The 26,295-nt window shown below is 32.3% G+C and carries 24 protein-coding genes; 12 read left to right on the forward strand and 12 right to left on the reverse strand.

The window, feature by feature from the left end; all coding sequences use genetic code 11:
• The first annotated feature begins 17 nt into the window (after positions 1-17).
• The 4 genes from R2782_RS00925 to R2782_RS00940 are packed head-to-tail and all read left to right on the forward strand — an operon-like array spanning position 18 to position 4,163.
• The gene (locus R2782_RS00925; RefSeq protein WP_371266179.1) at positions 18-1,955 is read left to right on the forward strand and encodes a BatA domain-containing protein; all 1,938 of its coding nucleotides are present in this window, start codon (positions 18-20) and stop codon (positions 1,953-1,955) included.
• Positions 1,952-3,205 carry a dihydroorotase family protein gene (locus R2782_RS00930; protein WP_371266180.1) on the forward strand — a complete coding sequence of 418 codons (1,254 nt, stop codon included), beginning with the start codon at positions 1,952-1,954 and terminating at the stop codon, positions 3,203-3,205. Before R2782_RS00925 ends, R2782_RS00930 begins: the two co-directional genes overlap by 4 nt.
• A complete protein-coding gene (locus R2782_RS00935) occupies positions 3,205-3,516 on the forward strand; it encodes a DUF4870 domain-containing protein (protein WP_371266181.1) in 312 nt (103 codons plus the stop codon). Before R2782_RS00930 ends, R2782_RS00935 begins: the two co-directional genes overlap by 1 nt.
• Before the next feature lie 2 nt (positions 3,517-3,518).
• Complete coding sequence (locus R2782_RS00940) at positions 3,519-4,163, forward strand: alpha/beta hydrolase (RefSeq protein ID WP_371266182.1); 645 nt, start codon at positions 3,519-3,521, stop codon at positions 4,161-4,163.
• Positions 4,164-4,165: 2 nt separating this feature from the next.
• Here R2782_RS00940 and R2782_RS00945 read toward each other — a convergent pair whose 3' ends face one another.
• From R2782_RS00945 to R2782_RS00955, 3 genes are read right to left on the reverse strand one after another with little or no spacing between them, the layout of a single operon-like run.
• Positions 4,166-4,657 (reverse strand): hypothetical protein, encoded by a 492-nt coding sequence (locus R2782_RS00945; RefSeq protein WP_371266183.1) that lies wholly within the window; start codon positions 4,655-4,657, stop codon positions 4,166-4,168.
• A gap of 29 nt (positions 4,658-4,686) precedes the next feature.
• Positions 4,687-5,172 carry a hypothetical protein gene (locus tag R2782_RS00950; RefSeq protein WP_371266184.1) on the reverse strand — a complete coding sequence of 162 codons (486 nt, stop codon included), beginning with the start codon at positions 5,170-5,172 and terminating at the stop codon, positions 4,687-4,689.
• 1 nt (position 5,173) lies between these two features.
• On the reverse strand, positions 5,174-5,941 hold the full coding sequence (locus tag R2782_RS00955) for an MBL fold metallo-hydrolase (RefSeq protein ID WP_371266185.1): 768 nt from the start codon (positions 5,939-5,941) through the stop codon (positions 5,174-5,176).
• 85 nt (positions 5,942-6,026) lie between these two features.
• Between R2782_RS00955 and R2782_RS00960 the strand changes: the two genes are divergently transcribed.
• Positions 6,027-7,499 (forward strand): TonB-dependent receptor, encoded by a 1,473-nt coding sequence (locus R2782_RS00960; protein ID WP_371266186.1) that lies wholly within the window; start codon positions 6,027-6,029, stop codon positions 7,497-7,499.
• A 31-nt stretch (positions 7,500-7,530) separates the two neighbouring features.
• Here the strand turns inward: R2782_RS00960 and bcp are convergent, their stop codons facing one another.
• Positions 7,531-7,983 (reverse strand): thioredoxin-dependent thiol peroxidase, encoded by a 453-nt coding sequence (bcp, locus tag R2782_RS00965; protein ID WP_371266187.1) that lies wholly within the window; start codon positions 7,981-7,983, stop codon positions 7,531-7,533.
• 66 nt (positions 7,984-8,049) lie between these two features.
• Here bcp and nth point away from each other — a divergent pair, with 66 nt between their 5' ends.
• Both nth and R2782_RS00975 read left to right on the forward strand, forming a co-directional pair.
• On the forward strand, positions 8,050-8,718 hold the full coding sequence (gene nth / locus R2782_RS00970) for an endonuclease III (RefSeq protein WP_371266188.1): 669 nt from the start codon (positions 8,050-8,052) through the stop codon (positions 8,716-8,718).
• A 67-nt stretch (positions 8,719-8,785) separates the two neighbouring features.
• Positions 8,786-10,921, forward strand: a complete 2,136-nt coding sequence (locus R2782_RS00975; RefSeq protein WP_371266189.1) for a T9SS type A sorting domain-containing protein — start codon at positions 8,786-8,788, stop codon at positions 10,919-10,921.
• 277 nt (positions 10,922-11,198) lie between these two features.
• Here the strand turns inward: R2782_RS00975 and R2782_RS00980 are convergent, their stop codons facing one another.
• A complete protein-coding gene (locus tag R2782_RS00980; protein WP_371266190.1) occupies positions 11,199-11,786 on the reverse strand; it encodes an RNA polymerase sigma factor in 588 nt (195 codons plus the stop codon).
• Between the two features lie 268 nt (positions 11,787-12,054).
• Here R2782_RS00980 and uvrA point away from each other — a divergent pair, with 268 nt between their 5' ends.
• The 3 genes from uvrA to R2782_RS00995 all read left to right on the forward strand — a co-directional run bounded on the left by uvrA (position 12,055) and on the right by R2782_RS00995 (position 16,327).
• The gene (gene uvrA, locus R2782_RS00985; protein WP_371266583.1) at positions 12,055-14,847 is read left to right on the forward strand and encodes an excinuclease ABC subunit UvrA; all 2,793 of its coding nucleotides are present in this window, start codon (positions 12,055-12,057) and stop codon (positions 14,845-14,847) included.
• 27 nt (positions 14,848-14,874) lie between these two features.
• Positions 14,875-15,522, forward strand: coding sequence for a hypothetical protein (locus R2782_RS00990; protein ID WP_371266191.1), 648 nt, complete (start codon positions 14,875-14,877; stop codon positions 15,520-15,522).
• 181 nt (positions 15,523-15,703) lie between these two features.
• Positions 15,704-16,327, forward strand: coding sequence for a hypothetical protein (locus tag R2782_RS00995; RefSeq protein WP_371266192.1), 624 nt, complete (start codon positions 15,704-15,706; stop codon positions 16,325-16,327).
• Positions 16,328-16,546: 219 nt separating this feature from the next.
• Here R2782_RS00995 and R2782_RS01000 read toward each other — a convergent pair whose 3' ends face one another.
• The 6 genes from R2782_RS01000 to R2782_RS01025 are packed head-to-tail and all read right to left on the reverse strand — an operon-like array spanning position 16,547 to position 22,775.
• Positions 16,547-18,013 carry an oligosaccharide flippase family protein gene (locus R2782_RS01000; protein ID WP_371266193.1) on the reverse strand — a complete coding sequence of 489 codons (1,467 nt, stop codon included), beginning with the start codon at positions 18,011-18,013 and terminating at the stop codon, positions 16,547-16,549.
• 17 nt (positions 18,014-18,030) lie between these two features.
• Positions 18,031-19,329 carry a glycosyltransferase family 4 protein gene (locus R2782_RS01005; protein WP_371266584.1) on the reverse strand — a complete coding sequence of 433 codons (1,299 nt, stop codon included), beginning with the start codon at positions 19,327-19,329 and terminating at the stop codon, positions 18,031-18,033.
• Positions 19,330-19,379: 50 nt separating this feature from the next.
• The gene (locus R2782_RS01010) at positions 19,380-19,847 is read right to left on the reverse strand and encodes a hypothetical protein (protein ID WP_371266194.1); all 468 of its coding nucleotides are present in this window, start codon (positions 19,845-19,847) and stop codon (positions 19,380-19,382) included.
• Positions 19,844-20,011: a hypothetical protein gene (locus tag R2782_RS01015; RefSeq protein ID WP_371266195.1), complete on the reverse strand. Its 168-nt coding sequence runs from the start codon at positions 20,009-20,011 to the stop codon at positions 19,844-19,846. The genes R2782_RS01010 and R2782_RS01015 overlap by 4 nt, the downstream gene beginning before the upstream one ends.
• A 29-nt stretch (positions 20,012-20,040) precedes the next feature.
• On the reverse strand, positions 20,041-22,464 hold the full coding sequence (locus R2782_RS01020; protein WP_371266196.1) for a YfhO family protein: 2,424 nt from the start codon (positions 22,462-22,464) through the stop codon (positions 20,041-20,043).
• Between the two features lie 47 nt (positions 22,465-22,511).
• Complete coding sequence (locus R2782_RS01025) at positions 22,512-22,775, reverse strand: DUF4834 family protein (protein ID WP_371266197.1); 264 nt, start codon at positions 22,773-22,775, stop codon at positions 22,512-22,514.
• A 119-nt stretch (positions 22,776-22,894) separates the two neighbouring features.
• Here R2782_RS01025 and R2782_RS01030 point away from each other — a divergent pair, with 119 nt between their 5' ends.
• Both R2782_RS01030 and R2782_RS01035 read left to right on the forward strand, forming a co-directional pair.
• Positions 22,895-23,854 (forward strand): transporter, encoded by a 960-nt coding sequence (locus R2782_RS01030; RefSeq protein WP_371266198.1) that lies wholly within the window; start codon positions 22,895-22,897, stop codon positions 23,852-23,854.
• Between the two features lie 2 nt (positions 23,855-23,856).
• Positions 23,857-24,975 carry a GTP cyclohydrolase gene (locus R2782_RS01035; protein ID WP_371266199.1) on the forward strand — a complete coding sequence of 373 codons (1,119 nt, stop codon included), beginning with the start codon at positions 23,857-23,859 and terminating at the stop codon, positions 24,973-24,975.
• 52 nt (positions 24,976-25,027) lie between these two features.
• Here R2782_RS01035 and R2782_RS01040 read toward each other — a convergent pair whose 3' ends face one another.
• Positions 25,028-26,290, reverse strand: a complete 1,263-nt coding sequence (locus R2782_RS01040; RefSeq protein WP_371266200.1) for an aminotransferase class I/II-fold pyridoxal phosphate-dependent enzyme — start codon at positions 26,288-26,290, stop codon at positions 25,028-25,030.
• Positions 26,291-26,295: the final 5 nt, after the last annotated feature.

The raw sequence follows: 26,295 nt of genomic DNA on the forward strand, positions 1-26,295 counted from the left end.
TGACAAACTTTCAATTAATGCAGTTTAAACATTCAGAAATTCTGTATTTTCTCTTCTTATTGGTCATTCCAATTTTAGTGCATTTATTTCAACTTCGTCGCTTTAAAAAGGAATCTTTTACAAATGTAAAGTTTTTAAAAGAGCTTACAATCCAAACCAGAAAAAGCTCTAAACTTAAGAAATGGCTATTACTAGTCACTCGTTTATTATTGCTAACTGCGATGATTTTTGCTTTTGCTCAACCTTTTTTTAAAGCAAAAGACAATACTAATGCAACCAATGAATTATATATTATTTTAGATAATTCGTTTAGTATGCAAGCAAAAGGTAAGCAGGGAGAATTACTTAAAAGAGTTGTTCAAGAATTACTTGAAAACATACCTGAAAACACTACCTTTTCTTTAATGACTAATGATGATGTGTATTGGAGTACCGATAGTAGGTCTATTCAAAAAGAATTGATGAATTTGGATTACAGTGCCACCTCGTTTCAATTAGATCAAAGTCTACTAAAAATAAAATCCAGAAAAACACCATTTAATAAGGATGTTTTAATAATTACTGATGCAATAAATTTACAAGCCAATCATTTTAAACCCATCGACAAAACAATAAACCCTATCTTTATCTTGCCTGAAATAGAGCAAAAAAATAATATTGCTGTTGACAGTGTTTATATCCATCAAACCTTAGATAATTTTTATGAAATTGGGGTAAAATTAAAATCATTTGGCCAAACAGAACTAGAATTTCCTGTTGCTGTTTACAATCAAAAACAACTCATTGCCAAAACACAAGTTAAATTTAATCAAACCGATAAAGAGTTATTTTTTACAATCCCAAAAGCAGATTTCAATGGTTATGTTGTAATTGATGAACCTGGATTACCATATGACAATTATTACTATTTCAGCATTGCAAAACCTATAAAAACTGCTGTAATTGCCATTGGTGAAAAAGAAAAAAATCAATTTTTGACAAAAATTTACACCGAAAATGAATTTGAGTTTTCACAATTTGAATTGAAATCGTTGGATTATAACATTTTGGAAAAACAAGATGCGATTATTCTCAATGAAATAATGGATATTCCTCAAACCTTACAAACGACTTTGAAGTCATTTTATGAAAAAGGCGGAAACATTATTTTTATTCCTTCTGCAGCGACCAATACAGATTTCTTTAACCGTTTTTTGCAAAATTTCGGTACTTTTTCGGTGAGCGACTTGCAAAAAAAAGAAAATCAAATTACATCCATTTCATTTGCTCATCCTCTTTTTAATAAAGTCTTTGAAAAGAAAGTAGTTAATTTTCAATACCCAAATACAAAAAGCAATTTCAGGCTAAAAAGTGCTTACCCATCCATATTAATTTACGAAGACCAAAGTCCGTTTTTATCAGGAATTTCAAATTCTCTGGCTTCTTTTTATGTTTTTTCAGCCCCAATCAATAAGGAAAATTCAAATTTTAAAAACTCACCACTCATTGTGCCTACCTTTTACAATATGGCTGCTCAAAGTACTCAATCTGCAATAAATGCTTTAACAGTAGGCTCCGCTTCACGAATAACAATAGACCAGCTTTTATCAAAAGATGAAATAATTGAAATTGAAACTTCAGATGAAAAAAGAGAACGCTTTATTCCTCAACAGCAAATAGTAAATAATAAAGTAACGTTAACTTTTTCTGAAAATCCTAAAATAGCAGGCAATTATAATGCGTTGAAAGATAATTCAATCATTAAAAATATTAGTTTCAATTATGAAAGATCAGAAAGTGATTTACGGATAGATAACAGTAACTTAGCAGAAAATTACGAAACCAGCTCTTCCTTAGAAGCTGTTTTTGACACTATGCAAACCAATCGAACAAATAATGAAATGTGGAAATGGTTTGTAATTTTGGCCTTATTATTTGTTGTATTGGAAATACTCATTCAAAAATTGGTAAAATGAAGTTAATCATTCGAAACGCAACCATCATCGACCCGAACGGTTTGCATCACAACCAAAAAAGAGACCTTAAAATTGTAGGCAAAACAATTGAAAAAATTGGTTTAAACTTACCTTCAGAAAAAGATTTTGAAGAAATTAGTTTAGAAAATCTTCATCTCTCAAAGGGTTGGTTTGATAGCTCTGTTTCGTTAGGTGAACCCGGATTTGAAGATCGCGAAACCATTACCAACGGATTATTGGTAGCTGCAAAAAGTGGTTTTACATCGATTGCCTTGCAACCTAATTCGTTTCCGGTTATTGATAATCAATCGCAAGTACAATTTGTAAAAGAAAAAGCGAGGAACAATGCTGTGAACTTGTTTCCTATTGGAGCACTAACCAAAGGTTCTGAGGGTAATGATTTAGCCGAATTAGTAGATATGAAAAATGCCGGAGCAATAGCATTTGGTGATTATGGAAGAAATATCACCAATGCAAATTTACTCAAAATCGGATTGCAATATGTTCAGGATTTTAATGGTTTAGTTATTGCCTTTTCACAAGATGAAAAAATTAAAGGAAGTGGTGTGGTACATGAAGGTGTGGTATCAACACGTTTAGGATTAAAGGGAATCCCTACACTTGCCGAAGAGTTAATGGTTGCCCGAAACTTGTTTATTCTCGAATATACGGGAGGTAAGTTACATATCCCAACCATATCCACAGCAAAATCGGTCGAACTAATCAAAGATGCAAAAGCCAATGGTTTGAAGGTTACTTGTAGTGTTGCCGTTCATCATTTACTTTTAACGGATGAAAAATTAATTGAATTTGATACCCGCCTCAAAGTGAGTCCACCTCTACGCGATGAGAAAAACCGAAAAGCTCTAATTGAGGGAGTTTTAGACGGAACAATTGATATGATAACTTCTGATCATAATCCAATTGATATTGAACACAAAAAAATGGAATTTGATTTGGCCAAAAACGGAACGATTGGTTTAGAAAGTGCTTTTGGAGCTTTATTAAATATACTTCCACCAGACGTGATAATTTCCAAATTAACAAATGGAAAAGCAACTTTTGGTGTTGAAAATCATGAAATTAAAGAAGGTGCATCGGCTGATTTCACTTTCTTCAACCCGAATTTAGAATGGACATTTAGAAAGGAAAATATGCTTTCTAAATCAAAAAACTCCGCTTTTTTAGGTGAAAAAATGATTGGAAAAGTTTACGGAATTTACAATAACGGAAAATTAGTTTTAGCGTAATGGAACAAAATAAAAACGCTGCAATTGTAGCTTATTTAACAATTATTGGTGCTGTTATAGCCATTTTTATGAATAGTGAGCAGAAAAAATCTTTTGCTAGTTTTCATATTAGACAAGCTTTAGGAATTTTTTTAACCTTTTTTGCTTTAGGTTATCCGATTGGTTATTTTGATAATTGGATGATATCTTCTGCCTTTTATATTTTCTTCTTTATCCTTTGGATTTATGGATTCATGGGAGCATTAAATGGTGAAGAAAAAAAAGTTCCATTAGTGGGCGATTTTTATCAAAATTTATTTAAGAGTCTATAACTATGTCACTATACTATTTGATTCGAGAACCAAAAATCATTCAAGAAAAAAATCCGTTATTGCTTTTACTACATGGTTACGGTAGTAACGAGGAGGATTTGTTTTCGTTTGCTTCCGAACTTCCGGAGGAGTATTATGTGGTTTCTGCTCAAGCTCCTTATCCTTTAATGTACGGAAGTTATGCTTGGTATGCCATCAATTTTGAGGCAGATGACACCAAATTTTCTGATGTAAACCAAGCCAAACAATCCAGAGATTTAATTGCAAACTTCATCGATGAATTAATTGCAAAATATCCGATTAATAAAGAAAAAGTCTCTTTAATTGGGTTTAGCCAAGGGGCAATCTTAAGTTATGCTATTGCTCTCTCCTATCCTGAAAAAATTTCAAAAATTGTGGCTATGAGCGGATATTTAAACCCGGAAATGGCAACTAAAAATTTTCAGCAAAATAATTTTTCTAATTTAAAAATTTTTGCTTCACACGGAACTGTTGATCAGGTAATTCCAATCGATTGGGCAAGAAAAACAAGTCCGACTTTGGAAAAATTGGGAATTAAATTTGTGTATAAAGAATATCCGGTTGGCCACGGTGTTTCCCCGCAAAACTTTTATGATTTTAGAAATTGGTTGGGAGAAAATCGTTAAAATTAGTCTTCTACCTTATCACTTCCGGTTACTTTTGGTCCAATGCTACCATCGCCGGAAAATAAAATTTCATCCCCTTTTTTAAGTACAAAACCTTTCCATGGAATGAGTTGCCACTCATTAAATTGCCAAGGTTGTCCTTCTGCTGTTCGAACAAGAATGAAAGACTCTACTTGATTAGGCAAAAAAAGCTCAGCTTCATTACCTCCATTTTCCCCAAATACAATATATGCATTTTTCGTTTCATCCTCATTATTCTGATTGCTTTGCGGATAAAGTGTAATTGCCGATTCATAGATTTTAATACATTCTTTGTTGAGTGTTGACCAAACATAACCTGCTGCTGCCAAACACCCATCTTCATCTTTATCAGCACTAGTAATGGTATCTAATAGTGTTTGCTTTTGAGTAAACTCAGGAACGGCTTCCTGATCAAACTTTTTGCAGGAATTTAAACTAATTACCAAAGCTAAAAAAAGCAACAAATTTTTCATACCAAAAAAGAATTAAATATACAAAAGTTTTACTGTTTTGGATATAAAGTTGACTGAATTATTTTAAAATTTAACGATTCATCTTCTTCAATAAAATACTGCAACAATACTTCTCCCCAAAGTTCCCCATTACTGAAATCAGCTATAATCCAACGATGATTAAGCACTTCTATTTTATTGATGATAAATTTTTTATCGTTTATTTTACCAAAATCGACCATCGGATTTCCTTCCGGATTGTCATTTAGCCCCATTAAGGTTGCCTCAATTTTTGGAATTAATTTTTCGATTGAATAATCTTCTAAATAATTTTGGGCTTGGTCGTTGTGGCGTAGTGTAAAATAATTGGCATCAAACAATCTGTAATTAAGTGATTGAATTGTATCATTCATCTTTGTTTTTAAACTTGAGAAACGTTCTTGCTCAAACTTTATTTTTTTGGAGTAATACATATACGTAAAAACTGTCATCAAAAGTGATACAATTAATAAATAAAGAGTTAGTGATTTTTTCATTTTATTCAATTGAAATTTCTAAATTATCGTATGCTAAATAAACGTTTTTTGGTAATTTTTGTTGTACCTCTTGATGAAAACCAAGTAAGTGACTGATATGTGTCAAATAACTTTTTTTAGGATTGATTAGAGCTATAAAATGTAATGCTTCATCTAAATTAAAATGTGTTTCATGCGGTTCTTCACGTAATGCATTCACAACTAAAACATCCAAATTTTCAAGTTTTTTTAACTCACATTCCGCAATGGTCTTTACATCGGTTAGATAAGCAAAATTATCGATTCGATAACCGAAAACCTGAAGATTTCCATGCATTACTTGAATGGGAACAACTATTTTTTGACCAATAGAAAAATTACAATTTTGCACTACTTGATTCACCGCAACGGATGGAGCTCCGGGATATTTGTTCTCAATTTCAAAAATATAATCAAATCGTTTCTTTAAGTTATCAATCACTCGTTGATGAGCATAAATTGGAATATCACCTTGTTTGAAAAAAAATGGTCGAATATCATCCAAACCGGCCGTATGATCAGCATGTTCATGTGTAAAAAGTATGGCGTCAATTTTTGTACAACCGGCTTTCAACATTTGTTGTCTAAAATCAGGGCCACAATCAATTACAATTGAATAATTATCATCATAAATCCAAACCGAAACCCTTAATCGTTTATCTTTAGCATCGTTACTTTTACACACAGAATGATTGCTGCCGATTACCGGAATACCTTGTGACGTTCCTGTTCCTAAAAAATATACTTTCAAGACGTTAAATTTTCACAAAAATAGCATTATTTATCTTTTATTAAGGTATGATATTTGTTAACTTTGCAATGTATTATCTAGGAAAATGGAAAGATTAGCAATGGAAATAAAACTTAAGGGAGATAAAGCTATTGAACAAATCCCTTCAATCAAAGATAAAGCTTTAAGAATCAATCTTAACGAAAACATATATGGTACTTTTGCAGAGATTGGTGCCGGTCAAGAAACAGTTCGTCATTTTTTTAGATCTGGCGGGTCTTCCGGAACAATAGCAAAAGCAATGTCTGCCTATGACAAAGACTTTAGTGATGCCATTTACGGTGTTGAAAAAGATGGTCGCTATGTAACGGAAAGTAGGTTAAAAAAAATGTTGTCTCACGAGGTAGACTTAATTGAAAAAAGACTGGATCGTGTAAAACATCCCAATAAAATGTTCTTCAGTTATGCCAATACGGTTGCAACAATTGATTTTGCAAAGCAATTTAAAGGTCATGGTTGGGTAGGAATCAAATACCAAATTGAACCTGATGAAGATTATAATGAAATTATCCTTCATATTCGTTTCAAAGAAAATGATGCTCGATTACAACAAGAAACGCTTGGTATTCTTGGTGTAAATTTAATTTATGGTGCATTTTATAAATACAATGACCCAAAAAAATTATTGCGTTATTTATATGACCATTTAGACAAAGATCAATTGGAAATTGATACCATTAATTTTTCTGGTCCTCGATTTGCCAATGTAGACAATAGACTGATGAGTTTACAGTTGGTAAAAAACGGAATGACCGATGCCGTAATGTTTGGTCCGGATGGTAATAATATTCTTCCTGCCTCAATACTATACAAGAAAAATATTTTAGCCCTTCGCGGAAGTTTTCGACCGGTTACCCGAGTAAACATGGATATGTATGAAAAGTCGTTAGAAATGTTTATCTCCGAAAATAAAGTAGAAGCCGATAATACTTTAGTCATTTTTGAAATAACGCTTTCCAATTTACGCTCCGAAGGCGAAATTGATGAACGGGATTTTATGGACCGTGCCGAATTACTTTGTTCGCTCGGACAATATGTAATGATTTCAAACTTCCAAGAATACTACCGTGTAGTTGAATATTTCTCTAATTATACCAAAGCCAGAATGGGATTAGCCATGGGTGTAAACAATTTAGTTGATATTTTTGACGAAAAATACTATCGTCATTTGAGTGGTGGAATTTTGGAAGCATTTGGTAAATTGTTTTATCGTGATTTGAAAGTTTTTCTTTATCCGATGAAAGAAGAAAATGGTGAAATTACCAATTCTGAAAACTTAAAAGTGCATCCGAGAATGAAAGAATTGTATAAATTCTTTAAATTTAACGGTAAAGTAGTCGATATTGAAATTGCCAATCAAAATAACTTAGAAATTTATTCGCGTCATGTTTTGCGTATGATTGCCAAAGGAGCTGATGGTTGGGAAGAAATGTTACCCAAAGGTGTTGCTGAAATAATTAAGAAAAATAACCTCTTTGGATACGACCCTAAGAAAATAATAGAGGAACATACCAATTAAAAAAAACAGCCATTTAATATGGCTGTTTTTTTTATCCTAAAATTTGTTTCGCATGAGCTTTTGTCTTCACTTCTTTAATTATGTCCTCTATAATTCCGTTTTCATCAATGATAAAGGTGGTACGGTGAATTCCATCATATTCTTTCCCCATGAATTTTTTTGGGCCCCAAACTCCAAAGGCTTGAATGACAGCTTTATCTTCATCGGCCAAAAGTGGAAAAGGGAAATCGAATTTATTTTTAAAACTTGTTTGTGCTTTAGCACTATCAGCACTAACTCCCAAAAGAGCATAATTTCCGGCTTGAAAACGGGCAAAATTATCACGTAAATCACAGGCTTCGGCAGTACATCCCGGTGTATTCGCTTTAGGATAAAAGAAAACTATTAATTTTTTTCCTTTATAGTCGGATAAGGTATGTATGTTTCCATCTTGGTCTTTTGCAGAAAAATTGGGTGCTTTATCACCTTTTTGTAATGTTGTCATAGTTTGTAGTATTGAGTTGCTAAGTTGTTTAATTAAAGTTATTTTTACAACTCAAATTTACCAAAAATGACAAAGAAAGAACGTGCAACATTTGTTATAAATACGTTAAATGAGCTATATCCGTCGATTCCTGTACCCTTAGACCATAAAGATCCTTACACTTTGTTGATAGCGGTGTTGCTCTCTGCTCAATGCACCGATGTTCGAGTGAATCAAATTACACCTCTTTTATTTGCTAAAGCTGATAATCCCAATGATATGGTGAAAATGAGTGTGGAAGAAATTAAAGAAATTATTCGTCCTTGTGGACTTTCACCGATGAAATCAAAAGGCATTTACGGATTATCTAAAATTCTAATTGAAAAACACAATGGCGAAGTACCGCAAAGTTTTGAAGCCTTGGAAGCCCTACCGTCTGTTGGACACAAAACCGCAAGCGTTGTAATGAGTCAGGCATTTGGTGTGCCGGCATTCCCGGTGGATACACATATTCATCGTTTGATGTATCGTTGGAATTTATCCGATGGGAAAAACGTGGTACAAACCGAAAAAGATGCAAAAGCCATTTTTCCAAAAGAATTATGGAATGATTTGCACCTTCAAATTATTTGGTACGGACGAGAATATTCGCCGGCTCGTGGTTGGGACTTGGAAAAGGATGTGATTACGAAAACAATTGGAAGGAAATCGATTTTGATGGATTTTAGCAAAACAAGTAAAACTTTAAAAAAATAACTACATATTAACAAAATAATTGGCAATTAATTTATATTTGTTTGTATTAACTAATTATTCTAATTCAATGAAAAAAACATTACTTTTCTTACTTATTATATTCTGTTTGAATGCAAATGCTAAAAATAAATTTCATTCAGTTAATGATCCGAGAATTGGGATTTTGATGGTCGTTGAAGATGGAATAGCAAAGATTAAAGTAAAGAACCTTGGAGATGAAGAATTAACAAATATAAGTATATTCTCAAGTTCACCTGATGAAGTTTACCTCGATGCTTATGTAGAATCATTACAAGTTGGTGAAGAAACGGCAGTAATTGAGGTTGAAATTTCATTTAATTACCCCTATTGTGCTCTATCTTTTTTTGCAATTACCGAAGCCGAAACAGAGTCAGGCAGTTTTATATCTGATATATCAGCAGATCCTGGATCGTTCTCAAATCCAAATTATACTGATTTTTATGACTTAGATGCACCAACTAATGTGTACTTCTATGATTTTATGTATGGTTGGCAATCCGGAGAATATCAGGATTTAAATAATAATTCGATAGTTGATGTAGGTGATGTTATCAATTATACTTATACAATTTACACCGACTTTAATATGGGTTATGAATTATTGACAGTAACTGATAATAATGCATCTGTAACCATTTCAGGAAATACTGCAACAGGAATACACTATATCACGCAAGAAGAAATTAATTTTGGATATGTTTATAATTCTGCAATCGGAGAAGGAATAGACTATTGTGGTGAATATCAATATATTTACTTTAATGGAGATGTTTGTTCAGGTTGCCCAAATCCAAATAATGAATATTCAATTATTCCTATAACTACTCTTCCACCTCATACAATTACCGGAAATGTAAAATTTAATTTAAACAATAATAATTGTGCTACCGGAATAAATTTCCCCAGAAGAGCTGTTAGGGCACTTACCAACAACTTCAATTATCGCACCTATACCGATACAAATGGTAATTATTCTATTAATATTCCGAATATTAATGAATCTTACACCATTACTGCATTAGAAAATCTAAGTCCTTTATTTACGTCAAATCCAGCATCGAGAATTGTAAATTCTACAGCAAATGTTAATTCAGTTAACTATGGCAATCAAAATTTCTGTATTTCCAGCACTACAACTATTAACGATTTAAGTATCTCTTTTATAAATACAAATGATGCCATACCCGGGTTTGTGGCTAATTATATTATTTTCTTCCATAACAACGGAACAACAGTTATGAATGGAACAGTATCATTATCATTTGATAATAGTAAATTAAGCTTTAGCAATGCCACGCCTAGTCCCGATACAGTAGTCGGTTCATCTTTAGAATGGAATTTTAGTAATCTTCTTCCTTTTGAAACGAGATCAATTCCTGTTACTTTTTCCGTTTTTACCCCTCCAACAGTTGAAATAAATGATGTTCTTAGTTTTTCAGCAATGGTTAACCCTATCGCTAGCGATGTCACACCTCTTGATAACACCAAAGTAATTAATCAAACGGTTGTGAGTTCTTTTGACCCGAATGATAAGACAGTTTTAGAAGGTGCATTTATTGAAGAAAGTCAAGCAAACGAATACCTGACCTATTTAACTCGTTTTCAAAATTCAGGTACTGCGAACGCAGCTTTTGTCATTATAAAAGAAACATTAGATGCGAATTTAGATTGGACAACCTTCACACCTATTGCAGAAAGTCATAATGCTAATATCGAAATTTTAAATGGAAATGAGTTAACCTATTCTTTTCCAAACATTAACTTACCTTATGAAGAAATTGAACCTGAATTGAGTAATGGTTGGATGCTTTACAAAATTAAATTAAAAAATAATTTTACTTTGGGTGATATTGCCAGTTCATCTTCAGCTATCTATTTTGATTTTAATCAACCGATTATAACAAACACGGTAACCACACAATTTGCTCCTTTATCTATCGGTGAAAATAATTTTAATAATTTTAAAATTACTCCAAACCCTGCAACTAACGCTATTATGATTTCAATGGAAAATGAGTTAAATGCTTACTATGAAATAATTTCTGTAAATGGAAAAAAACTAACAAAAGGAAAGGTGAATCATTTAAAACCCATCGACATTAGTTTACTTAATTCGGGTTTTTATTTTATCAATATTTCTTCTGAAAATAATAAAATGACTTATAAGCTGATAAAAAATTAGATTCTACAACTCTATTATTTGTCATCAAGGAAATATATTTTATCATAAAAAAAACATCCCGACTATAATCGGGATGTTCCTTTTAGTTAGCAATAGTTTCGAAAGACATGTTACCTACTTTAACAATGCTCAGTGCCTTGGAGTAGTTGAGCAAAAAACTTATAGTTTCTTTTTTAGGTAACATCTTTGGAGTCGCTAACTTTTTTCTAGTGTAAAGTTTTGCCATAGATATTTATGTTTGTTTTTATCTACAACGCAAAAGTTCTCCAAATAGTATTTAATTCGTTAAAACTATTTTATTTTTTTCAATTACTTTACGTAAATTCATCAATGCGTAACGCATTCTTCCTAAAGCAGTGTTGATACTAACACCGGTAGAATCAGCAATTTCTTTAAAACTCATGTCTTGATACATACGCATTACCAATACTTCTTTTTGGTCAGCGGGTAATTCATCTAACAAACGTTGTAAATCGGATTCCACTTGATCCGTTATCATTCTACCTTCTACATTCATCGAGTTATCAGACATATATGAAAAGATAGAATACTCCTCTGTTTCACGTTGCATTGGCATTTTTTTGGTTTTTCGAAAATGATCAACGACTAAATTGTGAGCAATTCGCATCACCCATGGTAAAAACTTACCTTCTTCATTATAAGAATTTGATTTTAATGTTTTAATAACTTTAATAAAGGTATCTTGAAACACATCATCTGTAATGTCGCGATCTGCAATTTTAGAATAGATAAATCCATAAATTTTAGATTGATGTCTTTCAATAAGAATAGCCAACGATTGCTCATCACCAGCAATGTAATTCTTAACCAATAAAGCGTCTGGGAGTTGATTAACAGTAGCCATAGTCATACTTTTTAATTTCGTGTTGCGAACTAAATTTTTCTAAAAAAGTATTTTTTTTCTATAAGCAGTTGTTAAATTAAGTTTAAATAATAGCCAAATGTAACATAATTTTATCCTAACAAGCAAATATTACAGTAAATTTTAACATTCTTAATGCAATAAATGAGGAAAACCGTAATTAAAGCTACATTTTTACAAAAAATAGAAAAAAACATACTTTTAATTGCGTATTCAAAACACTATCTTTGCGACTCTTTCCTTATTTGCAATGACAACAGAAGATTTTTTACTGCTCGACCCCAAAAAAAACATCCTAATAAAAGGAGCTCAATTACATAATCTCAAAAACATTAATGTAGCAATTCCCAGAAATAAATTAGTGGTTATTACGGGACTTTCGGGGTCCGGAAAGTCCAGTTTGGCATTCGATACGTTATATGCTGAAGGTCAGCGACGCTATGTGGAAAGTTTATCGTCATATGCACGTCAATTCTTAGGCAGATTAGACAAACCTAAAGTAGAATATATCAAAGGTATTGCTCCTGCCATTGCCATTGAACAAAAAGTGAATACAACAAATGCTCGTTCAACGGTAGGAACATCAACAGAAATCTATGATTATCTTAAATTACTTTTTGCACGTATCGGAAAAACTTTTTCACCTATTTCGGGACAAGAAGTAAAAAAACACAGTGTATCGGATGTAGTACAAATAATTGAAACGTTTGAACCGGAGAGTAGATGGCTTCTCCTCGCTCCTATTCATTTAGAAGAAGGTCGGGCTTTAGAGGATAAGCTGAAAGTATTATTGCAACAAGGCTTTATTCGTATATTGGTTAATGATGAAATTATTCGATTGGATGAATTAGAACAACACACCTTAGACAATAAAGATATTCTTCTAATCATCGATCGAATTGTAGTAAAGAAAGAAGAAGAATTTTTAAACCGTTTGGCCGATGCCATTCAAACGGCCTTTTATGAAGGAAAAGGTGAATGTTTTCTCCAAGAAGTAGACACAAAAAAAACACTGGAATTTAGTGCTAACTTCCAATTAGACGGTATCACTTTTTTGGAACCCAACATTCATTTGTTTAGTTTTAATAATCCTTATGGAGCTTGCCCAACTTGCGAAGGTTACGGAAATGTGATTGGAATTGATGAAGAATTAGTCATACCTAATACTGCTTTATCCGTATATGAAAATGCTATTTTCCCTTGGCGGGGAGAAAGCATGAGTTGGTATCGTGACCAATTAGTAAACAATGCATATAAATTTGATTTTCCAATTCATAAACCGGTTTTTCAGTTATCGGAAGAACATAAGCAACTATTATGGAACGGGAATAAGTATTTTACCGGGTTACATGATTTTTTTAAAGAGCTAGAAGAAAAAAATTATAAAATCCAAAACCGTGTAATGCTTTCGCGTTACAGAGGAAAAACAAAATGCCCTACGTGCAAAGGAAAACGTTTACGCATTGAAACAAACAATATAAAAATAGGAGGCAAAACTGTCTCGGAGTTGGTAGATTTACCAATAAAAAATTTAATTATCTTTTTTCAAGAATTAGAACTTTCAGAATACGATCAAAAGGTAGCCAAACGACTATTAATTGAAATCAATAACCGTTTACATTTTTTGGAGGAAGTGGGATTAAACTACCTCACCCTAAACCGAAATTCAGCTTCTCTTTCCGGTGGTGAGTCGCAACGCATCAACTTAGCGACTTCGCTTGGTAGTAGTTTGGTGGGATCGATGTATATTTTAGATGAACCTAGTATAGGATTACATCCCAAAGATACTGAACGCTTAGTTCAAGTATTAAAAAACTTACAAAACCTTGGCAATACAGTAATCGTTGTAGAACATGATGAGGATATTATGAAAGCTGCCGACCGTATCATCGATATTGGTCCGGAGGCCGGAACACATGGAGGAAATTTAGTAGCTGAAGGAAATTTTAGTGAAATCCTTAAAGCAGACTCATTAACGGCCAAATACTTAAACGGAGAATTAGAAATTGAAGTTCCTAAAACGCGACGAAAATTCAAAAATTATATCGAAATTATCGGAGCTCGTGAAAATAATTTAAAGAATATTGATGTTAACTTTCCGTTGGATTGTCTTACTGTGATAACCGGTGTTTCTGGAAGCGGTAAAAGTACATTAGTAAAAAAAATACTGTTTCCTGCTTTACAAAAAAAATTAGAGGGTGTTAGTGATAAAGCTGGACAATTTACCGAATTAAGAGGAAATTTTTCGCATATTAAACACATTGAATACATTGACCAAAATCCGATTGGAAGAAGTTCACGTTCAAATCCAGTAACTTATATCAAAGCATACGATGATATTCGGGATGTATTTACCAAACAAAAACTATCCAAAATCAGAGGTTATCAACCCAAACATTTTTCATTTAATGTCGATGGCGGTCGTTGTGAAACTTGCAAGGGTGATGGTGAAGTAACCATTGAAATGCAATTCATGGCCGACGTCCATTTGGAATGTGAAGCATGTGGCGGAAAACGCTTTAAAAAAGAAATTCTCGAAGTCCAATTTGAAGGAAAAAACATCGATGACATTTTAACTATGACCATTGATGATGCTGTTGCTTTTTTTGATGAGCACAAGCAAACCAAAATCATTCAGAAATTGAAACCGTTGCAAGATGTTGGTTTAGGTTATGTGCAATTGGGTCAATCCTCTTCTACGCTTTCGGGTGGAGAAGCACAACGGATCAAACTTGCCTCCTTTTTAGTAAAAGGAACAACCAAAGACAAAGCTCTATTTGTGTTTGATGAACCCACAACCGGTTTGCATTTTCACGACATCAAAAAATTACTCGCTTCGTTTGAAGCATTGATTGAAAAAGGACATTCTATTATTGTGATTGAACATAATTTGGATTTAATCAAATGTGCCGATTACATCATTGATATTGGTCCCGAAGGTGGCGAAAACGGCGGACAATTAATGGCTTTCGGAACTCCGGAAGAAGTGGCAAAAGACAAAAAATCGATTACAGGTAAATATTTGAAGGAGAAGTTGAAATAATTTTTATATTTATGAAAATTATTTTTCATGAAAATTTATATCTATTTTTTATTACTTTTTTTGACGCAAGTTTATTCTCAAAATTATTCCTTTGATTTTGTAACTAAATATAAAACCGCAGATTCTGATAGAACATTTGAATCAATTGTTTATTCAAATAGTTTGAGCGAAGAATATATCTTAAAACTATATTATAATTCTGAAGGGAAACTTAGCGGCTGGATTATGGACCAAAAAAACAATTATTTTCATTATTTTGATATTGATGTAATTAATGAAAAGGAAGAAAATCAATTAATTTTTAATTATATTAACTCCAAAAGATTTAATTCAAATAATTCAGTTTACCAACATGAATTCGAATATATTGAAACTCCTATTGACTCTTTAAAATCTAAGTTAATTATAAATAGCTATAAGAATAAAAAAAGAAAAAAACCTTTTCGCACATATGAATTAGAGGTTATTCATTTTGAATCAAATAAATTCTCAAATTTTAGATGGTCTATCCATCATCTTTATGAAGGGAATAAAAATTTTAACCCAAGACAAAATTATTTAGTTCAATCTTACATTTATAAAAATACATTAGGTGAAACTTCTACTTGGAATTTAGTTGAATATGATAATGTCAAAATAAATATTACTGTAAAAGATATTGTTTTGAAACAATAGAAAATTAATCACAAAAGACTAAATATCAACCACTTAAAAATCATTAACAACTCATTCACAACACAAAATACATTTTTGGCACAGCAATTGAAAATAACAAAACAAGAAACTGAAACAAATCAGTTTTTTAGTGAAAGCTGAAAAACTTAAGAGTAAGCAAAAAGTTTAAATCGAATGTGTCATGAAAAAAATTACCCTCTTAGTAGCCACAAACTTACTGGTTGGAAGTTTGGCTTTAGCAACAGAAAAAGCAACTTTTTCTGATTTTGAAAGAAATGTGACTTCTGCAAATCATTATATGGAAGCAGAACCAATTATTTTCATGGAACGAGGCATCGAGTTCTATGTATTCTTAAACGGAGATTTCGATTTTAATACACGTCCGCAAGATAGTCAAGGTGGCATCTTCTACCGCAGAGGAGGCACCCGAGGTAACACCACAGTAGCTGTAAATTACGGAGTTAGAATTGAACATGATAGTTTTGGTAGAGTACGTCGCGTTGGAAATACTTTCATTAACTATGACAGCAGAAACCGCGTGAGTAGAATCGGATCTGTCTTTATGCGATACAATCGTTTTGCACTTACTCAAATCGGAGGTATGCAAATGGTATATAACAGTAGAGGAATGTTAATCCGTACGATAGGTCAAGTGAATTTTACAAGAGGAAATTATGGTTATGCTCATACTTCTTATTATGGTAATAATTCTTACTACACAAGTGGGTATACCTATAACGACAACAGTAACTACTATTATAAAACAGATGGAGCACAAACAGTAGTAGAAGAAAAAAATAAATAATTGGTTAGAAGTTTGGTTAAGTTTGGTTGATGAAAGTCCTGCGAATATCTACAAGTAGCAGGGCTTTCTCTTTTTTGTTATTTTCTTTATTCTTTTCTCTTTCTTCAATTTTCTAAATTCTGACTTCTAAATTCATCTAGTTTTTTTTAAACCCAGCGAATAAGGCTATCCGCATCTATCTTCAATACAAACGAATTCTGTAATGAAAACTCAACAACCCTATTTACCCGATATTTTAAGCAGAATGTTGTCCATCATCTTGTTTACATCCTCCGAAACCATGAACTTATAATTTAAAACCCAATAGAATAATGTAACTAAAATCGATTTAAGCAAAATATTCGCAACGGGATGAAAGGAAAAATTCCAAAAATAAAAGACAATAAAAGTAATGGCAATAATTCCCAATGACACAATTGTTTTTTTGGTAAACGGAAATAAATTCATTTTAAAAACCACAAAAAGTAATTTTGCTAAACTATATAAACCAATTGAAATAAAAGTGGCAATAGCAGCTCCTTCAATACCAAATTTAGGAATAAAAAAGATGTTCAATGTTACGGTTAAAATAACCAAACACAACCCCAACAATAAAACAGTGCGATAATACTTTGAATTAAAAATAATAGAATTATTATTTCCTAACATCAAATCAAAAAATTTAGAAAAAGAAATTAAAAACACCACTGCTACTCCACCACTATATTTTTCGGGTAATAATGCATAGACTTGGTGAATGTTTGTTAAAATTCCTAACATAATAAATCCACCAATCACTTGCAAGGTGATGGCTGCTTTTTTATATAAATCATTGAGCTCATCGTATCTTTTTCTTATCATTAAATCAGAAGTAATTGGATGCGTAATTTGGTGCATGGCCCGCATGGGAACGGAAATCGTTAACGCAATAAAAATCGCCACCGAATAATAAGCCGCTTCATTAATTGGAATGTATTGCCCAATCATAAACTTATCAATATCCAATAAAAGTACTGCAATGCTGGAGGAAAATATGATAAAGGCAGAATACACAATTACTTCTCTTTTTTCCTTAGGAAACTTCAAATGAAATTGCGGTTTTCGAACAGAAAAAGCCACTAATCCCATAATAACCATCATCGTAAAATAAATAAACACCAAACTGTATATAAACTGAATGTTGCTAATCCAATCAAAATAAACAGCAAAAAGAAAAATACTGATGAATACACGAAGTAATACTTCTTTTACAAAATTGCCAAAAACCGATTTTAAATGTACTTTGACCCATGCATAAAAAATCTCAAAATAGCCCATGAACAATCCGATAACAGGAATTATCCAAACGTAATTATGAATAATTGGATTTTTTTTGGAAAGTAACATCGCTGTTTCTCCATAAAATAAAAACAAAATCAAAAAAATAGGAATAATTATCACAAAAGGTAATACTAAAACTAAATTTAGAAAACGAGATTTTTCATCTTCAGATTTATGTTCGGAATAAAATTTTACTAATGTATTTTGAATTCCAAACGCCATTAGCGGCATCATAATATTGGCTGAGGAAAGTAAAAATGCGGTTAATCCATAATAATCTTCTCCCAAAAAATGCGTGTACATAAACAATGCATTTGTTGCACCAATAGTAAAACCGATAAAGGTAATGATGGTGTTTTTGATGGATTGATTGAGTACGATGCCCATTTTTTTGTGAATAGTGATTAGTTATTAGTCAAACAAGTTATTACTAATTTTTCTGTTAGACTTTTTCTGCTATAATATTGTAAGCCAACAGGATAAACCTTCAAGTTATTTTCTTTGTAGAGCTGATAATGAGCTAATATTGTTTCTTTAAGTTGAGCTTTTTCATAGTAGGTAAAAAACTGCCCCGTATTCGTTTCTTTTAATATACCTTCGAAATCAGAGGCTTTTGGTCCGATGGCAATAATAGGACGTTCGGAAACCATGTATTCAAATAATTTTCCGGGAATAATGCAACGGGTTTCTTCCGCATTAATTTCAATTAACAGCAAAACTTGTGAACTTCTTTGGTGTGAGACAGCTTCGTCATGTGAAACATACCCTAAATTAGTAACAAATTTACCTAACTTGAATTCATCTATGGTATCTAATACATCTTCACTTACTTTTCCAATCAGTTTCAATTGAAAATCGGCAGCAAAGTCGGCGTTCTCTTTGATTAATTCTTTTAAAGCTTTCCATAAAATTCTCGGGTTTCTATCGGATAAAAACGAGCCGATGTGAGCGATAGAAAATTTCTTATCTAATTCGGTTTTAATCACTTTTTCAACATCATAGCCATTTGTAATTACTTCGATTGGTTTTGACGTTAATTTGGAAAATTCACCTTTTGTTGTTGGACTGGTTACAATGATTTTATCGGCAGAATTGAGAATAATTTTTTCTAATTCTTTGTGTTTTTTTTCTGATTTCTCATTGAGCATCAATTCTTTGTGATAGCCAATGGTTGTCCACGGATCACGAAAGTCTGCAATCCATTTTATGTTGCATTGTTTTTTCAAATGTAAACCAATTAAATGCAAACTGTGGGGTGGTCCGGTTGTAATAATTGTTTCTATTTGATGTTTTTCAATATAATCTTTCAAAAAAGCTACCGAAGGTTTCACCCATAAAACGCGTGCATCCGGAATAAAAAAATTGCCGCGAATCCATAGCATTATTTTCTCAATCATCGATTGTTTCTTTTTACTTGGGATGATTCCGGAACTAATTTTTTTTGTATCACTTTTTGATAAAAAAGAAGCCCAACGATACGGCTCTTTGATTTTATTTTTGATAATGATTGCTTCATCAGAAACTTCGTTTATCAACTTTACGTCAACAATTGGATAGGTTGGATTTTCTGGAATGTAAACATGTGGTTCAAAACCAAAGTCCGGTAAATATTTGACAAATTTTAGCCAACGTTGTACACCGGGACCGCCGGCTGGTGGCCAATAGTAGGTAATGATTAAAATTTTTTGTGCTTCTGGTTTCAGTTTATTCTTGGTTAAAGTTTTTTGTATTGTAGTCTGAAAAGTAAAAAATGTTACTCTTTATTCGGATTATTGATTTTATTTAATTCCTCTAAATCTAATTGATCCTTTAATCGATTCGTTGCTTTTTTTGCGATAATTAGGTTATCGTAATCAATAAAATTTACAGCAACATTTCCCATTATAACTTTAGTTGCCTTTTCTAACAATTCTTCAAAAGGTACATTTTCTAAACCTTTGATTGAAGTCATAACATCTAGACGCAAACCAAAAAATAAAGTGAAATCTGACCAACCTGGAATAAATTGCATAGTTTCTATTGATTCAAAATCTCCAATTCCAATTTCAATAAAAGCTTTTCTTAAATTTTTTCTATTTTCTAATGAGTCTTCAATCAAAATATCCAAATCACCAGTATTTCTTGAATAACCATAAATATTTACTGCAAAACCTCCAATCGTAATGTATTTTACATTATTTACTTCAAAAACTTTCCAAATATTTATTATTTCTTCAATCATTTTTTATTTGGATAAACTTTAGGTGCATTCTTTAAAGCATAAGAAATTTCTAATAACTTTAAGAAATTTTCAAGTCGTTGAGCATAAGAAAGCTTTTTAATTTCAGCAATTCTTTTAGCCTCTCTTTCTTCAATTTTTTCTTTATTTATTTCAGGTTCTTTCATACTACATTAATTATATGAAAATCTATTATTTATTCTTTTTTCTTTATTTCAAAATAAATTCCACCTGCTAAAAGCAATAACATTCCAATGGAACTAAATAAAGCTATTGAACTTCCGGTTTTAACCACTTCCGGTTCAAATTTGAATTCTATAATGTGTTTTCCTGCCGGAATTTCTAATGCTCTTAAAACATAATTTGCTCTGATTTGTTCAGCTTCTTTCCCATCAATAGTGATCTTCCATCCTTTTGGATAATAAATCTCGGAGAAAACTGCTAAACCTTTATTTGTGTTTTGCGATGTATATTTAAGATAATTCGGTTTGTATTCTTCTAATTTTATTATTGCTAAACTATCTTTTACAAACGATTGTACACTCACTTTTTTCATAAATTCTTTTTCAACAACCGCTTCATTTTTAGTATTTAAACTATCTAAAGCACGCATTTCCTCATCCGCATTTTGAACAACTTTGACATTACTCACAAACCATGCATTACCATTAGCATTAGGATTTTGAAGTGGAATAGGTCTACCCTCATCGGTTGTTTGAATAACATATTTTACATTCAACATATTCAACACCTGAATGTTATTGTTGGCAATTTGATAATCGTATAATTGTTGCATACGTTGCGGTTTAACCGCACTGTATCCTCCAATCGCTTTATGAAAATACGATGTTCTAGCCCCAGCCATCTGCTGACTAGGTTCAAAAACACGGAAATTTAGATCTTTGTCTGCTAAAATTTGTAAATCAGCTTCAGTAGGTTGAAAAGGTTCACTCACTTGTCTTGCATTAACAAAATCATCAGCGTTTACATAATTTTTATCTATAACATATAAATCCAAAACCATCAATGTTCCAACTAAGGTAACAGTTATTGTTTGCGTAAGCTTTTCTTTTGTAAACAACCAAAAAAGAGCAAAAACTGCTAAAATCAATCCCATCGAACGAAGCAGATCGGAAGTGTACATGGCTCTCCTATCATCTATTAATGCTTTCACAAAAGGTTCTCCAATTTCACGATATACTTGTTTATAATAGGCATCACTTTCAGAAGAAAAGTCAAACATTCCTTTCAAAACAAATAGTAATGCAAAAATTCCAATCGCTATTGCCGAAGATTTCCAAAGTGCTTTCCATTGTTCTTCTTTTTCTAATTTAAAGAACGAATACAACCCCAAAACCGCTAAAACCGGCATACATAATTCTAAGATGACTTGTATAGAAGAAACCGCTCTAAATTTGTTATACAGCGGAAAATAATCAATAAAAAAATCGGTTAGAATCGGGAAATTTTTTCCCCAAGAAAGCAGTAATGAAAAAATGGCTCCAACTAAAAAAGTATATTTAACTTTTCGTTTTTCGGCAAACATGGCCAATACAAAAAGGAAAAATACAATGGCTCCTATGTAAGCCGGTGCTGCAACAATTGGTTGGTCTCCCCAATACGTAGGTGCTTGAGAGGCATATTCTAAGGCGTCATTTTCAGGAGCACCTAAGCCAATAAACATTTCGTACAAAGCACTTTTTTTATCCAGCTTTTCAGCATTTCCACCACCAAATAATCGTGGGGCAATTAAATTAAAACTTTCGGCAATTCCGTAACTGTATTCGGTAATGTACTCATACGTCATCCCCGATTTGTTTTCCAATTTTTCACCTTCTAAACCTATAGTTAATTCGTTTTTACCTCTGGTACTAAACTCGGTATACTCAGCTGTAGCCAATAGATTAGTAGCGTTAGCCCCCAAAGCAAAAAGACCTGCAATAATAAAAACGACAAAAGTAATTCCTATATTTTTGAACTCTTTCGCTTTAACTAATTTATAAATGTAATAAACAGAAATCACAATCAACAGCAATAACAAATAATACGTCATTTGAAAATGATTGGCCTGTATTTCAAGAGCTGCCGCCAACATCGTAAGCAATCCGCCAACGATAAATCGTTTTTGAAAAACAAGTAAAACTCCCGCAACCACCATTGGCATATAAGCTATTGCATGAGCTTTGGCATTGTGCCCTACTCCTAAAATAATGATGAGATAGGTAGAAAATCCAAACGCTAAAGCACCAAAAAATGCTTTGAGCGGATCGACTTTTAAAACAGATAAAAGAATATAAAAACTTAGAAAATATAAAAACAAATAATCTGCTGGACGAGGCAAAAAACGCAAAAATCCATCTAACGATTTTACATAATTATGCGGGTATTTTGCCCCTAACTGATAGGTCGGCATTCCGCCAAAAGCAGCGTTTGTCCAAAAAGGTTCTTCACCTGTTTGTTGTCTGAAATCGTTTTGTTCTTTTGCCATTCCGGTATATTGAATAATATCGGATTGTGCAATTTGTTTTCCTTGCAAAACCGGATAAAAATATACCAGCGAAAGAATTACAAAACCAAAAAAAGCTAAAAAGTGGGGAAGAAATCTCTTAAAATACTTCATGCCTTATTTTTATAAAATCGATGTAAAGTTAAACGAAAGTAAACAAACTAATCCACTTCTTCGTAATCAATATATTCCCCCACTTGCTTTTTTGCTTTTGGCTTTTCAAATTTGGATGATGTTGACTGGGTTTTCTGCTGATTTGAACTTTGAGTATGATGTGTAGATTGATTAAACTGCTGTTCAGCTTTTTGAACCATTTTTCTCAAAACAATTGGCATTAAAAAACGAGCTACTATTTTAAATGCATAATAGATACCAACAATAATTAAAATGGTTCTCACAAAACCGGGTACTGAAGCTGTTTGCATAAGTAATATTTTTGGTAAAAATAAGAATTACGTTGCTGAAAAATAAATTAACATTCTTAAATAAATAATAAAAAGTCTTATTTTTGGTTTCTAATCAGTCATTCAACCTCATTACTCCCATGAAAAAGTCTCTACAACTCCTTCAAATTGCATTTTTCTTAAGTTTTTCAAGTCTATTTGCCCAACACACGGACATGATTAATTCTAACCGTCCCGGACTTTCAATGGCGGCATTTTCGGTTGGAAAAAATGTTTTTCAAATGGAAAGTGGTCTCTATGGAATACGAGAAGATCATAATCTTTCTCGCTACAATTCAAATGGATTTGGTTTTGATTTAGACCTACGTTACGGGTTTTTATTTGAACAATTAGAAATTATTGGCAATGTAAAATACCAATACGACAAATATTATTCACCTTTGGTTGAAACTACCAGAAGTGGTTTTAGAACCACAACATTAGGGGCTAAATACTTAGTTTACGACCCTTTTAAAAAAGGGGAAGACAAACCCAATTTATATAGTTGGAAGGCTAATCATAAATTTAAATGGAAACAATTAATTCCGGCCGTAGCAGTTTATGCAGGTATGAATTTTGGATTTGCTAACGAAGATTACGCTTATCCGAATGAACCGAGTATGAGTCCTAAAATCATGGTCATAGCTCAGAATCATTTCGGCACACGCTGGGTTATGGTTACGAATATATTTTATGACAAATTTACAACCGATTACAAATCATTGGGATATATCTTGACCTTGACACGAGGATTCAATCCAAAATGGTCTGGTTTTATTGAAAATCAAGGAATTAAAGGCGACTATTACGCAGATAGTATTTTTAGAATTGGAGCAGCCTATTTGCTTCAAAACAATTTACAGGTAGATGCCTCCATAAGTAAGAACTTTAAAGATACACCGGATATCTTATACGGAGGTGTAGGTTTGTCTTGGCGATTTGATAAAAAACACAAACCTGTTAAAATTGAAAATGACGAAGAAGGCGGAAAAAGAGTAGATAAAAAGAAGAAAGAAAAAAAAGAGAAAAAGCGTAAAGATGAAGTAGAAGGAGGAGAATAATTATGATACAAATAATTGAAGTAAATTCAAAAAAACTACTTACTGATTACGTTAAATTTCCGTTTTCACTGTATAAAAATCATCCGTATTGGATACCCCCATTGATTACAGATGAATTGGAAACATTTAACAAAGAAAAAAATCCGGCATTCGACAATGCAGAAGCCTATTTTTATCTAGCCTATAAAGAAAATAAAATTGTTGGTCGAATAGCTGCCATTATTAATTGGGAAGAAGTAAATAATCAACAAAAAAAGAAAGTACGTTTTGGTTGGTGGGATGTAATTGATGACATTAACGTAACCAAAGCACTTTTAAACAAAGTCTACGAGCTGGGACGAAAAAACAACTTGGAATATGTTGAAGGTCCGATGGGTTTTTCAAACTTAGACAAAGTAGGTGTTTTAACAGAAGGTTTTGACCGATTAGGCTCAATGATAACTTGGTATAATTATCCTTACTATAAAGAACATTTGGAACAGTTGGGTTTTGTAAAAGAGAAAGAATATTTCGAAAGTATTTTTTCATTTTCTAATGTTAAACCGGATGCCTTTACTAAGGCAAGTGAATTAATTGAAAAAAGATATGAATTAAGATTAATCACGTTTACCAAAACGAATGAAATATTACCCTATGTTGATAAAATGTTTGATTTGTTTAATAAAAGTTATGAAAAGTTAGCCTCTTTTGTAGCAGTTTCAGAAAGACAAAAAGAATATTTTAAAAAGAAATACATTCCTTATGTAAATCCGGAGTATATTCTGTTTGTAATGGATAAAAATGATAAAATGGTTGCTTTTAGTATAGTCATGCCCGGTTTTTCTGAAGCACTACAAAAAGCAAACGGTCGATTATTCCCCTTTGGTTTTTATCATCTTTTACAGGCTAGAAAACATAGTAAAGAAGTACTATTTTACCTGCTCGGAATTGACCCTTATTATCAGAACAAAGGTGTAACCTCACTTATCTTTAAAGAATATTACCGGGTTTTTAAAGAAAAAGGAATTACACAATGCAATCGAACTCCTGAATTAGAAGAAAATAATGCAATTCACAACTTATGGAAAAATTTTAATTCTGTTGTGGATCGAAAAAGAAGAACGTATCGCATTGATTTATAAATATAAAAAACCACTCTTTTTACAGAGTGGTTTTTAATTATAAGTAAAAAAATTATTTTTCCATATCGACTACATTAGCTTCTGCTATTTTCTTATAGGTTCCGTTTATTAATTTCTCTCGGATAGCCTCAAAAGCAGCTAAAGTATCTTCAATATCTTTTAATGTATGTGAAGCTGTTGGAATCATTCGTAATAAAATAATTCCCTTTGGAATTACAGGATAAACAACAATCGACAAGAAAATACCATAATTTTCACGTAAATCGTTTACCATTACCATCGCTTCAGGAATAGAACCTTCAAGATATACTGGTGTTACACACGTATTTGTGTCACCAATATTGAATCCTCTGTCTTTTAAACCATTTTGTAATGCATTTACGTTCTCCCAAAGTTTATCTTTCAACTCAGGCATTGTACGTAACATTTCTAAACGTTTTAATGCTCCAATCGTTTGAATCATTGGTAATGATTTTGCAAACATTTGAGAACGCAAATTATATTTTAAATAATCAATAATGTCTTTATTTCCGGCAATAAATGCTCCAATACTAGCCATTGATTTAGCAAAAGTTGAAAAATAAACATCTATACTGTCTTGACATCCTTGCTCCTCTCCTGCTCCGGCACCCGTTTTACCTAAAGTACCGAAACCGTGGGCATCATCAACCAATAAACGGAAGTTATATTTTTCTTTTAAAGCAACAATTTCTTTTAATTTTCCTTGTTGTCCTCTCATCCCGAAAACACCTTCTGTAATCACCAAGATTCCACCACCATTTTCATTTGCCACTTTAACAGCACGTTGGATATTTTTTTCAATGCTCTCTAAATCATTGTGTTTGTATGTAAAACGTTTACCCATATGTAAACGAACACCATCAATAATACAAGCGTGAGAATCGACATCATAAACAATAACGTCGTTTTTAGTAACTAACGCATCGATTGTAGAAACCATTCCTTGGTAACCAAAGTTTAATAAATAACACGCCTCTTTACCAACAAACTCTGCTAATTCATTTTGTAATTGTTCATGATAATTTGTGTGTCCACTCATCATACGAGCACCCATCGGATAGGCTGCTCCCCATTGCTGAGCTGCTTCGGCATCTACTTTTCTGATTTCAGGGTGATTTGCTAAACCTAAATAATCGTTAATTGACCAGTTTAAAATTTCTTTTCCGTGAAATTGCATTCGTGGTCCCAAATCTCCTTCCAATTTTGGAAAAACATAATACCCTTCAGCTTGTGACGCCCATTTCCCCAAAGGACCTTTATTGTTCTGAATTCTTTCGAATAAATCTTTTACCATGACTT

Origin of the sequence: Flavobacterium sp., from assembly GCF_041392085.1 — a bacterium.
In the GTDB taxonomy this organism is placed as follows: domain Bacteria; phylum Bacteroidota; class Bacteroidia; order Flavobacteriales; family Flavobacteriaceae; genus Flavobacterium.